The organism is Pseudovibrio ascidiaceicola (genome assembly GCF_900114245.1).
GTDB classification, from domain to species: Bacteria; Pseudomonadota; Alphaproteobacteria; order Rhizobiales; family Stappiaceae; genus Pseudovibrio; species Pseudovibrio ascidiaceicola.
In genome coordinates, this window is the sequence record NZ_FOSK01000015.1 from 48,977 (window position 1) to 60,650 (window position 11,674).

The window sequence follows — 11,674 nt, forward strand, 5'->3', positions numbered from 1 at the left end:
CAAGCAAGTGTGTTAAATCGTTGGCTTAACGCTGAGCGTCAGTAATTGTGTAGCCAACTTCATCATAAAACTTCAGTGCGCCCGGATGGATTTTGCCGCTGATGTTGCCAAGCAGATCTTTGCTCACGCCATTCCACCATGCAGCGCCCTTGCCCATTTTTTCCTTCTGGTCCCAGAAGCTTTTGGTCAGCGCGTACGCGGTTGCATCATCCATCTGTGTTGTCGTGTAAGCCACAACTGGCAGAGAAGTCGTTGTAATATCAGCGTCTTGACCTGCATAAGTGCCAGCTGGGATCACCAGTTTGGTGCGCTTGGTCTGAGCGATCTGATCATCAGAAAGAGACAGAACATCTACACCGGTACCAGCAGCAGCCTCAATCACGTTTGGCGCTGGGTAAGATCCGGCGGTCACGAAACCATCAATCTGACCATTCTTCAGCGCAGGCACAGCGTTGGAAAGTTCCACATCCGCCAGTTCTACTTCACCTTCAAGGCCAAACAGTTTCAGATACTTAGCACCTTCGCGCGCACCAAAGGAGCCTTTGCCGATGAGGATTTTCTTACCCTTCATGTCCGCAAAGCTCTCAATGCCGCTGTCTTCACCAACAACAAAGTGCATGGTCAAAGATGGGATTGGGAACAGTGCACGGATTTCACCGAACTTAGGATTTGCCCGCTTTTCAAACATCGCCTTGCCGCCTTTGGCGAGCTTCACCAACACTGGCGGTGTGGTGAAAACGTAGTTGCCCGGGCGCACAGCGGATTCCATCACGTTTTGAACAGAACCCTGACTTTCTTCAACGGTTACAATGATATCTCCACCTGAGGCTTCCTTCATTGCTTCCGCAATCTGTACTGCCATCTGGTAATAGGAGGATGAGGTTTTCGCTGATTTATAAGTGACGCGGGTTTCCGCCTGCGCGCTAAACGAAAACGCAACAAGAGCTGCAGCAGCCACGCATGAGTGTAATAGTTTCATGGATCATCCTCTGGAACGACAAATACTTAAAATTGCTGAGAGATTTTATCGAGTATGTGAGGTGTTTCAAGTAGGGGGATCAGCTTACCGCTGATCTGAGGCGGAAATTTTCTCATGAATGCATGACAGAACGAACAGCTTGCGCGATTTTGCGTTTTTTACGTGAAATCTGCGTTACTCGCGTTTTGCCTGCGTTCATATGAGTGTTTGTACCGCAATCATATCAGAAGGCCGTTTTTGTCTAAAGTCTCCTGAAACTCGTCCTTCGGTAACAGCCGGAAATGATCTCCCGTCATCTCCGCCGTCAGAATTCGATCACACCGAAATGTGCGCGGCGCATTGCGCAGATGGTCAAATGCGATCACGTACCAAACAGGATAATTCAACATGAGGTAGTGAGGCTCGATCCGTCGTTCGGAACTTGCACCGTCCTCTCGCTTATATCCGATTGTGAGCGTCACCTGGTCGATGAAGGCCTGATGCAGCGCCTGCACGACATCTTTGGGAGGCGCATTGATCGTCCGCTGCACATAAGTGGAGGCGGTGGACCCAATCAGGATACGAGACTTCAGGCGGTTTACCTTATGACGTTTTTCAGGTGAAAACGAAGCCACCAGTTGTCGGCGAACGGAACCGAGGCTCGCCAGAAACATAGGCGAGTCCATTTGCTCTGAGACCGCGATGCTGATCAGCAAATCGACCGCTTCCGGGTACGCCAGATTCATGCGCCCAACACCCCAGTTGCGGTCCAGACGAACGCCGCCCCCTCGACCGCGATCGGCATCAATAGGCAGGCCCTGCTCGCGCATCAGCTGAAGGTCCCGAGTGATTGTGCGTTCGCTGACATCATGCTGAAGCGCCAGATCTTTGACTGTGCAAAGCTCTTCCTGCTTCAGCTGAACAGCCAGCAATTCCATCCGTCTTAATCTGCCATTTGAATTTGTGCGCGCCATCGAAAAAATAGGACATTAAATGTCCTATTTGTCAATACAACCGAGGTGACCCGAGTTCAACACATGGAGATCACACAATGAAAATTGGCTATTTCACTGTCGGAACAAACAACAGAGAAGCATCCGCCAAGTTCTATGACTCACTCTTCGAGCAAGGCGGACCGAAGCAAGTTGCGGCCAATGAAAGGCTGACCTATTGGCAAAATGAGAATTTTGCATTTGCGACTGCCTTGCCCATTGATGGGAAGCCTGCAACGCATGGAAATGGTGCAATGGTTGGCTTTGGCGTCGACACTGTCGAAGAGGTCAAAAGGCTCCACAAACTTGCCATCGACCTGGGCGGCACCAACGAGGGTGATCCTAACCAGCGGGGGCCTTACATTTCAGCTTATGTGAGAGATCTCGACCACAACAAACTCATCTTCTTCACAGAGGCAATGAGCTGAGCACCCAGCCCACACCTCAGACTGTCTTCATCCCCCAGAAGCGGTCATGAGCTGTGAGAATGCAGGTATTGCAACCTTTATACATAGGTCGCCTAATGCCTGCGGGAATGATGCTCATGTGCAGCGGTTTCGACGCGAGATCGCTGCACGTTTCAGCTTCAGTTGGGGGACAATATGAACACGCCAAACGCCGATCTGCAAAACAAGATCAACCAAATCAGAGAGCAACTGCAACATCTGAAAACGACTGATACAAAGCCAAAAGCTGTCGCGGGACCTAGCCTGAACCAAGCCTTGCAAGCCAGCGAGCGAATGTTGTTTGGCGAGCTCAGCAAGCAGGGTGTTTTGAAGTCTTCGCCTCCACAAATCGATCTGGAAGGCGGAAACATTGAGTTCGGCCTGTCCCTCTTCTGGACCTTCAATCCACCCGAAGATTACGAGGATGTGTTTGCAGTCGTAAAAGAGTTTCTGGAGTGGGAAACAGGCGGACAGCTAAAGGCACCTCTGCTGGATGATTACAGCACCATCAAACAGCAAATCGACCTTGGCGGTATTGTCATGTCAGACGGCTCAATTTTGGGCTTCGGTAAATATGAGATGGCCGATGTTGGGTGGGCCGTCTGCCTCGTCTATGTGATTTACTACAGTCTCTTCCCAAATAAAAAGGCGCCCTTCAACACCGCACCAGCGGGCATCATAGATCTGGCGGCGGGGACCTCTCAAAACGAGGTGAGTATCGCGATCCTTGGAGATTGGGGGACTGGTGATTACACCAGCGACGGCGGCCCCGCAAAAGCTGTGATGGACGCGATCAGCAAGAGCGCTACGATTGATAATCCTGACTACATTATCCATCTCGGGGATGTTTATTACGCTGGCACGGAATCCAGTGAAGAGAACGATAACCTCCTCCAGATGTGGCCCGCAGACCGCTTTGCTGGTGGCAAAATGGCCGGAACATCCTTCACACTCAATTCCAACCACGAAATGTATGATGGAGCGAACGGTTACTTTAAGATCGCTTTGACACCTGCAAACACGCCTTTCAACGAGCAACAGAAAGCCAGTTTCTTTGCGCTAAAGTTTGGCGACTGGATGATGTTGGGCCTTGATAGCGCCTACTACTCGTCCCCCTCAACACTCTTCATGGACGGCACCTTGGGCGGCAGTAAATCGAGCGTCCAGAAAGACTGGTTACGGCAAGTCGTTGGAGATAGAAAAGGCAAGGATGTCATTCTCCTGACCCATCATAATCCGATCAGCTTTGATGGCCTTACAAGAGAACCACTGTGGGATGAAACTCTTGCAGACCTGGGCGGCACGCCAGACTATTGGTACTGGGGCCATGTTCATCTGGGTGTTGTCTACGGCGACCAACTGCCAGCTGCGAAAGGCCCAGATGGACGGTTTGCGAAAGTAAGATGCTCTGGAAATGCAGCGATCCCGAATGGAGCTCCCTCCGGTCTGGATGGCAAACCAAACATAGATTACTACTCGCATACACCATTGAAAAATAAGGAACCTCGGGTTCGCAACGGGTTCGCCCTCATCAAGCTGACCCTTGATGGGCAGATCACGGAAACCTTCTATGAAGTCTCCGATGGGTCAGAACATCCGGTTGAGGTTTGGACCTCCGCGGATCAGACAGCAACGGTGTAGCCAAACCGCCGCCTCCATGTGAAAGCAGAGTGCTCGATCATGGAGGCGCATGGATTGGTCGCTACCTCAGCACACGTTCTACTGCACGTCCTGCCGCCAGCACCTGCTCATCTTGTGCCGCAGCCCCGCAGATGGAAATGCTGTGGGACGGTTTGCTCAGATCAACCGGCAGGGCCAGCGATGGCATGTTGAGGAATGCGGTGATCATGGTCAGCCGCAAGGCCAGTGCATTTGCTTCCTGAAACGCCTCGACGCTCTCCTCCACTTCGGAGATAAGAGGCGGTACATCAGGCACTGTCGGCATCAACAGCAAGTCACCTTTCAACTGCACCTCGATCTCAGACTGAAGCACCGCCCGCTGCCGCCGCAAATACGCCAGCTTCTTCGGCGTCATGGGCAAGGCTTGCTCCAGACGGGCTTTGATCTGCGGATCAATCTTATCCTTGCTGACATCCACAAACTGAGCAATCTGCTCCCGCGCTTCCACGCTCACCAGCGTTCCATGCTCCGCAAACAGCAAATGTGCTTTGAGGATTGGCCGCAGATCTCTTCGCACAATCTGGATGCCCGCAGCAGAGAGCGTATCGATGCTGTGCTCAAACATCTCCATGATCTCAGCGGAGATGCCCAACCCGTCTAGATCCGGCACAACAAGGCGAAACGCGCGTTCTTCTGCCGTCGTATCATGAGAGGAATGCTTGCCGCACATCACCGCATCCAGCGCACAGATGCCCTCAACAGTTCGCGCCATGGGGCCGAGCACATCAAGGCTCGCCCCAAGCGGCACAACGCCCTCCATGGGATAGCGCCCCATGGTCGCCCGATACCCGCAAATGCCCTGAAAAGCAGCAGGCACACGCGTTGAACCGGAGGTATCACTGCCAATCGCTAAGTCACAAACACCGTTAGAAATCGCCGCCGCACTGCCGGAAGACGATCCACCCGGCACACGTGCGCGATCCAACCCATTGGGCGCATTGCCGTAATGCGGATTGAGGCCGATGCCGGTATAGGCAAACTCAGCCAAGTTAGCAGGGCCAATGGGAATGCCGCCCGCCTCAATCACCCGCTGCACCACCAGTGCATGCTCATCCTCAACCTCAGTGGAATACGCCACCGATCCGGCAGTCGTCCCCCGCCCCTTCAGCGCAATATTCCCTTTGATCGCAACCAGTTCCCCGTCAATCGCGCTCAGCTTCTCACCAGAAGCCCGACGCACTTGCGCGGCCACAACCAGTTCCTCCACCAGTTCCCGGTTCAGCCCAATAAAAACCCCGCGAAGTTCCTCCCCCTCAAGCCTCTCCCAAAGCCCTTCAACATCATCCACCACCATTCCAACACCCCTCCATCAACTCTCACCACGCATACTAAAGCCGAGTTTTTCAACCTGTCAAAGCTGGAAACTAAGAGAGCAACATGCTGGTTTTAAGACGCCTCCACGTTCTACACGCACGAAAAAAGGCCTCTCGTTATGAGAGGCCTTTCTCTGTTTACCAAGGAAACGCAGCGGGGATTAGTCGTAGAGGACTGCTGCGATTTCTGGGGAGTCCATGTTGGAGGCGTCGTAGTAGTAGAAGCCGGTGTCGATGTTGGATGGGACGTCTTTGCCCTGTGAGGCCATGACGGCTGCCTTGACGGTTTCATAACCGATGCCGACCGGGTTCTGGGTGATCGCACCTGCCATCAGGCCGCTGCGGACAGCGTCTTTCTGGGCGCGGCCAGAATCGTAACCGATGATCACGACATCTTTGCTGCCCATTTCACGAACACCGTTGGCTACACCGATGGCGGAACCTTCGTTGGTGCCGAAGATGCCTTTGATGTCTGGGTTAGCGGTCAGGATCGCTTTGGTCAGCTCGGTGGATTTGAGCTGGTCACCACCACCGTACTGAACGGTGACAACTTCAATCTCCGGATAGTTCTTCATCTGGTTGAGGAAGCCATCGCGGCGGTCGATGCCGGTGCGACTGGTCTGGTCGTGTGCAACCACAGCCACTTTACCGCTCTTGCCGATCAGCTCTGCCATTTTGTCAGCTGCGAGATTGGCTGCTGCCACGTTGTCGGTTGCGGCCAAAGCCACCGGAATTTCGCTTTCTACACCGCTGTCGAAGGCGATGATCGGAATGCCCGCAGACTGGGCCTGACGCAGCAGCGGAATAGCGGCCTGACTGTCCAGCGCAGCAAAGCCGATAGCTGCCGGGTTCTTGGCCAGTGCTGCGGCCAGCATGTCGATCTGGCGATCTACCATGGCTTCGCTGTCCGGACCTTCGAAGGTGATTTCCACGTTCAGCTCAGCGGCTGCATTGTCGGCACCTGCCTTCACGGCTTGCCAGAACTGGTGCTGGAAGCCCTTGGAGATCAGCGGGATGTAAACCTTATCCGCTGCGAATGAAAGCGAGCTGGTTGCAAGCAATGTTGCAGAGGCCAATGCGCCAATCAGAGTACGTCTTGTAAACATAACTATTTCCTCCCAATGAAATAATTTAGAGCGTGTTCCGTTGGATTGGATTCAATCAAACGATAAGAATTCGCTCCACTAAAGATGCTGGGGCAAAGACGCCCCAACCAAACTTATGCATGAGCTTTTTTCTTGCGGGCCATGTCCGCATAGACGGCCAGAATGATGATCGCGCCAGTCACCACGGTCTGCCATTCCTGAGCAACGGAAAGCACACGCAGACCGTTGGTCAGAACGGCCATGATCAGTGCCCCGATCAGCGTTCCCATGATAGTGCCGCGACCGCCGGCCAGAGACGTTCCGCCAATCACCACAGCAGCGATTGCTTCCAGCTCATACCCAAGACCAAGCGCTGGCTGAGCGGAATTGAGGCGGGACGCGATGAGAATTCCCGCGATGCCGCAGATCCCACCTGCAAGCGCGTAAATTCCCATTTTCCAGGCATCCGTGTTGACGCCGGACAGGCGCACGGATTCCTCGTTGGAGCCAAGTGCGAAGGTGTAGCGGCCCAAAACGGTTCTTCCCAGAACGTAGGAAGCTGCAATCGCAACAAGGAACAGGATCAACACACCATTGGGGATCTGAAAGCCCGGAAAGACAGCACCGATCACGGAGCCGCGGGAAATGAGATCAAACCCCGGCGTGTCGTTGAAGTAGATTGGACGTGTGCCGGAGATGACGAGGGACAGGCCCTTCAAAATCAGCATCATGCCAAGCGTTGCGATGAAGGGTGGCACCTTCATTTTGGCAACGAATGTGCCGGAACACAGACCACAGAGTGCACCAGCACCAATGGCCGCGACAACACCAAGCGGCAGGGGCAGGCCCCAATATGTGAGCACCACACCGGCAATCACGGCGCAAAAGGTCATCATGGTGCCGATGGACAGATCAATACCGCCAGTGATGATGATGAGCGTTGCTGCAATGGCCAGAACGCCGTTGACCGATGTTGCCTGCAAAATGGCGATCATATTGGACATTTGCATGAAGTTTGGCGAGGCCAGACCAAAGCCAATGAGCAACACAATCAAGCTGGCAAAGGCGAGCAGCTTCTGGTGCGCCCCGGAACTCACGAAACGACCGATAAGGTTCTTTTGCGGGGTTAAGGTGGTGTCTGTCATTGTACTTCACTCACAATTTGCGCTGCTGGGTCGCGTTGTGTTGCGAGGCGCATAATGTCTTCTTGCGATGTTGAACTGCCACCCGGCAAAATGCCTGTCAGGCGGCCTTCACACATCACCGCGATGCGATGGCTGAGGCGCATAACCTCTGGCAGCTCTGAGGAGATGACGATGATCGCGCAACCCTGCTCTGCCAGCGAGTTCAACAGCTTATAGATTTCAGACTTCGCGCCGACGTCGATGCCGCGTGTGGGCTCATCAAAAATGAGGATGTCGCAATCGCGCAACAGCCACTTTGCGATGACCACTTTTTGCTGGTTGCCGCCAGACAGGAACTGAAGCTCCTGCTTATCAGAGGGCGTTCTGATTTCCAGTTGCTTGATGTACTTGGCGGCAGCCTCTGCCATGCCAGCTTCATTCAGCACGCCAAGGCGATTGCAGAACTGATCCATACTGGCCATAGCCACGTTGGCACGCACATCCATACCCGTTGCCAAGCCGAAGTGCTTGCGGTCCTCTGACAGATAGCCAATGCCAACCTGCACGGCATCCGAGGGGCTGTTGATTTTGCACTTGCTGCCATCCACCCAGACTTCGCCTGAGTCCATCGGATCAGCGCCAAAGATCGCGCGGGCGACTTCTGTGCGCCCTGCCCCCATGAGCCCTGCAAAGCCGAGGATTTCGCCTTTCTTGAGCGCAAAGCTGACATCGCGGATCTCAGTGCCCCGGTTCAGGCCTTTCACTTCCAGCGCAACCTCTGCCTCTGAAAGGTCAGGCACGTCGACGGCTTCCTCTTTCACCTCACGACCAACCATCATGGAGATGATCTCATTGACCGGAGTGTCAGCGGCAGGAACGGTGCCCACATACTCGCCATCGCGCATGACGGTGACGCGATCGGAGATCTGTTTCAGCTCATCCATCTTGTGGCTGATGTAGATGATGCCCACGCCTTCCGCCTTCAGACGGCGGATGATGGTGAACAGCTCCGCGATTTCCTTGTCGTTCAGCGCGGCTGTCGGCTCATCCATGATCAGCACCTGCGAGCGATAGGAGAGCGCCTTGGCAATCTCCACCATCTGCTGCTTGGCGATGGTCAGGTTGCCGACCAGAACGTCCGGCTGCAAATCCAGCGCCATACTCTGGAAGATCTCAGCTGTCTTCTGGTTGAGCGCAGCCTCATCGAGACGTCCAAATCTCAGGCGCGGTTCGCGGCCAATAAAGATGTTCTGCGCTGCTGTCAGATCATTCATCAGGCTGAGCTCCTGATGAATAATGCCTATTCCGAGGTCTTGCGCTTCTCGCGGCCCTTTTGGGTCAGCCGCTGTACCGTTGATTTCAATCTTACCGCCGTCACGGGTGTAAACACCGGAAAGCACTTTCATCAAGGTGGATTTGCCTGCTCCGTTCTCTCCCATCAGGGCGTGAACTTCGCCGGCACGCAAGTCAAACTGCACATTCTTCAGGGCGTGCACACCCGGAAACGTCTTTTCAATACCCGTCATCCTGACGATGGTATTCATTTATTTTCTCCCCCCAGTGCTGGCCTGCAAACCTCAGTGAGAACGCACAGATCCCGACTGGTGCTGCGCTTGCAGATCAGCAAAATGAAATGGTTGAGACACCCGTTTGATACCTGACTGCTGGCGCTGCTCCTCCCAGAGTTTTGCCGCAGTCACCGTTGTCTCATTTTTGCGCGCCTCCCCATCCGAAAATCGGATCCACTTGGCGGCGAGGCGCTTTAGTTCTGAATGACACCCTTCTTGATGATGACGTTGCCGTATTTGCGTGTCGTGCCTGTCACCACAACGCAGAAAGCTTTCTTGGCTTTTTCATAGAAGGCAAACCGCACGACAAAGGTGATCTCAGCACCTGCTGGCAAAGCATTCTGGTAGTCCTCCACCAGACCATCCGGCAGTTGGTCACCTTCCACCGGGGCCATCATCATCACGTTTTCGGGGTCATACTGGTCCAGCTCCCAAAGCGGCATGACGGCTTTGAGCAGATCCGTCGCCTCGCACCCATCGGCGCGCAGCACCTTGTCACAAACAGAGTAGGCCGGAAAATGCGCATCGCTGAAGATGATCTCATCTCCATGTCCCATCTCATGCAGGATCTTCAACAGGTCCGGGAAAATGATCGGGTTGATCCCTTTAAGCACTTAAGCCCCCACTCACACCATGTGCCCGGCACCAACCGGGCAGGTAAAACAAACACCAAGACTTCCGGCAGGGTTGAAGAAAGCTCAGAAGTCCGCCGCGAATAAATGTACTATGAAGAACCAGAAAGGCTGTTCGCCTCATGATTCCGTCTTCAGGATGACGCTGTCGTGTTCCGACAAACTCTCTCAGGACCAGCCCTTCAATTTCCTCGGCAAGAACGGCGCCAAACCATTGCTAATTCGTGTTAGCAAGTTAGCAAAGCTTTCCGTTTAATCAAGAACAATTTTTCAATTTGCCGATTTTGAGCGCATTTTAAGAAACGGCCCTAACGTCAGATTTACCTGAATTTTTAGTTGGTCGAAAACCAGTAATAATAGCTTCAGGCCAGCAACTTATACTGCGCAAATGACCATAAACCGGCGCTGATCAGAGCCAGTACCAGAGCCTGATACCGGTAACAAAACGTGATGCTTCAGGAACAAAAGCAAATGCCAAAAGCGTACTGGGTTGCCCGCGTCAACATCAAAGATCCTGATATCTATCGGTTCTACATGGAGGCTGCGCCCAGTGTCCTGCGAAAACACACTGGCCGAATCCTTGCGCGAGGCGATAAGGCTGAGCAGCTGGAGGGTCAAGAATACCATCGTCATGTGATCGTTGAGTTCGACAGCATGGAAGACGCGCTAAACTGCTACCACTCCCCAGAATACCAAACTGCCCGAGAATTCCGAAACGGGATCGCCGATGTGGAGACCGTGATCGTCGAAGGGGTGGACTAATCCGCAACCGACGTCAGACACAAAAAAGCGGGCTGGTCTTGCGACTTACCCGCTCTCGTTTTGCTACGTGCTGACTAAAACAGTCCGGATTTAATTTGAAGCATCTGAACTGCTTTAGCCTTTGTTTTTGCGTATCTTTGTCCGAAAACCGGTTCCCACCTTTCGGCGATACACTGTAAGTTTACTCAGGCAGGTTTTGGTGCCTTGAAGGCGGATTCGGTGAGGTGCTCCAGCAGCAAACCGGATTGCTTGACGGCTTCGTCTTCGTTGCCCATGGCGACCGCACGCATGATGGCCTCGTGGTGGTAAGAGCACAGCAGATTGTCTGATTTGTCTTTGTTCGCAAACCAGAACCGGCGTGACTGGCTCTGCACACGGGCGAGGGAGTGGTGGAAATATGGGTTGTTGGTCGCTTCCGTCACGATGCGGTGAATGTCCTGCAGATTGGACAATAGCGATTTCTCATCTTCATCCTTCGCGCTTTGCACGATGAGCGATCCAAGCGCCAGCATCTCGCGGCGCTGATCAGTTGAGGCGCGCATGGCCGCAAATCTCAGGCAGATCGGCTCAATCTGTTTGCGCACTTCCAGCAGCTGCAATTGCTGCTCTGCGGTGATGGAGAGAAACTGCACGCCTTTGCGCGGATGGATGGCCAGCATCTCGTCCTGTTCAAGAGCCTGAAGGGCTTCACGAACGGGCGTACGGCCCAGATCCAACAGAGAGGCGAGTTTGTTCTCAGAGTACAGAGCTGAAACATCAAGCTCGTTGAAAAACAACTTTCTCTCAATTTCCGTGCGCGCAAGCTCAGCCTGAGTTTTCTGGTGAGCCACGGTTACCCCCTGTTTTAAAAGCGTTATTTCTGCGTCAGTTGTATCACAGTGTAGCACAATGCATTCCCGATTTGCCAGCGGTCTCTTCTTTTCTTTTGCTGTTATGTCAGCCAAATGGATCTTGTTTAGCGGTTTTTCAATCGGCTGCCATGTCAGTTCTGGACCCCTTCTAGATAATGTAATCCATCAGACTCTGGCATTGTGTCATTCTGTCACGCAAAAACTACATAGTTTTCATGGGTTCCTCGCGCCTTGCAGATTTTAGATAAACTAAAAAAGCTAAA

General features: G+C 53.4%; 11 protein-coding genes. 3 read left to right on the plus strand and 8 right to left on the minus strand.

Annotation, left to right across the window (positions count from 1 at the left end; translation table 11 throughout):
• Positions 1-25: 25 nt before the first annotated feature.
• Both BM231_RS22640 and BM231_RS22645 read right to left on the minus strand, forming a co-directional pair.
• Positions 26-979, minus strand: coding sequence for a TAXI family TRAP transporter solute-binding subunit (locus BM231_RS22640; RefSeq protein WP_063301964.1), 954 nt, complete (start codon positions 977-979; stop codon positions 26-28).
• Between the two features lie 218 nt (positions 980-1,197).
• On the minus strand, positions 1,198-1,896 hold the full coding sequence (locus BM231_RS22645) for a helix-turn-helix transcriptional regulator (RefSeq protein ID WP_093523108.1): 699 nt from the start codon (positions 1,894-1,896) through the stop codon (positions 1,198-1,200).
• 113 nt (positions 1,897-2,009) lie between these two features.
• On the opposite strand from BM231_RS22645, the gene BM231_RS22650 reads away from it, so the two are divergent.
• Positions 2,010-2,378, plus strand: a complete 369-nt coding sequence (locus BM231_RS22650) for a VOC family protein (RefSeq protein ID WP_063288009.1) — start codon at positions 2,010-2,012, stop codon at positions 2,376-2,378.
• A 174-nt stretch (positions 2,379-2,552) separates the two neighbouring features.
• The gene (locus tag BM231_RS22655) at positions 2,553-4,037 is read left to right on the plus strand and encodes a metallophosphoesterase (RefSeq protein ID WP_093523118.1); all 1,485 of its coding nucleotides are present in this window, start codon (positions 2,553-2,555) and stop codon (positions 4,035-4,037) included.
• Positions 4,038-4,098: 61 nt separating this feature from the next.
• On the opposite strand, the gene BM231_RS22660 is transcribed toward BM231_RS22655, so the two are convergent.
• From BM231_RS22660 to fucU, 5 genes are all read right to left on the minus strand, one after another.
• Entirely contained in the window at positions 4,099-5,370 is a 1,272-nt protein-coding gene (locus BM231_RS22660) for an amidase family protein (protein WP_093523120.1), read from the minus strand.
• A 180-nt stretch (positions 5,371-5,550) separates the two neighbouring features.
• Complete coding sequence (locus BM231_RS22665) at positions 5,551-6,495, minus strand: ABC transporter substrate-binding protein (protein ID WP_093523122.1); 945 nt, start codon at positions 6,493-6,495, stop codon at positions 5,551-5,553.
• A gap of 113 nt (positions 6,496-6,608) precedes the next feature.
• Positions 6,609-7,619 carry an ABC transporter permease gene (locus BM231_RS22670; protein ID WP_063288001.1) on the minus strand — a complete coding sequence of 337 codons (1,011 nt, stop codon included), beginning with the start codon at positions 7,617-7,619 and terminating at the stop codon, positions 6,609-6,611.
• A complete protein-coding gene (locus tag BM231_RS22675) occupies positions 7,616-9,142 on the minus strand; it encodes a sugar ABC transporter ATP-binding protein (RefSeq protein ID WP_093523124.1) in 1,527 nt (508 codons plus the stop codon). Before BM231_RS22675 ends, BM231_RS22670 begins: the two co-directional genes overlap by 4 nt.
• A 218-nt stretch (positions 9,143-9,360) precedes the next feature.
• Positions 9,361-9,780 (minus strand): L-fucose mutarotase, encoded by a 420-nt coding sequence (gene fucU / locus BM231_RS22680; RefSeq protein ID WP_093523126.1) that lies wholly within the window; start codon positions 9,778-9,780, stop codon positions 9,361-9,363.
• A 489-nt stretch (positions 9,781-10,269) separates the two neighbouring features.
• Between fucU and BM231_RS22685 the strand changes: the two genes are divergently transcribed.
• Positions 10,270-10,560 carry a DUF1330 domain-containing protein gene (locus tag BM231_RS22685; RefSeq protein WP_063310455.1) on the plus strand — a complete coding sequence of 97 codons (291 nt, stop codon included), beginning with the start codon at positions 10,270-10,272 and terminating at the stop codon, positions 10,558-10,560.
• A gap of 185 nt (positions 10,561-10,745) precedes the next feature.
• On the opposite strand, the gene BM231_RS22690 is transcribed toward BM231_RS22685, so the two are convergent.
• Complete coding sequence (locus BM231_RS22690; protein ID WP_063310454.1) at positions 10,746-11,390, minus strand: GntR family transcriptional regulator; 645 nt, start codon at positions 11,388-11,390, stop codon at positions 10,746-10,748.
• Positions 11,391-11,674: the final 284 nt, after the last annotated feature.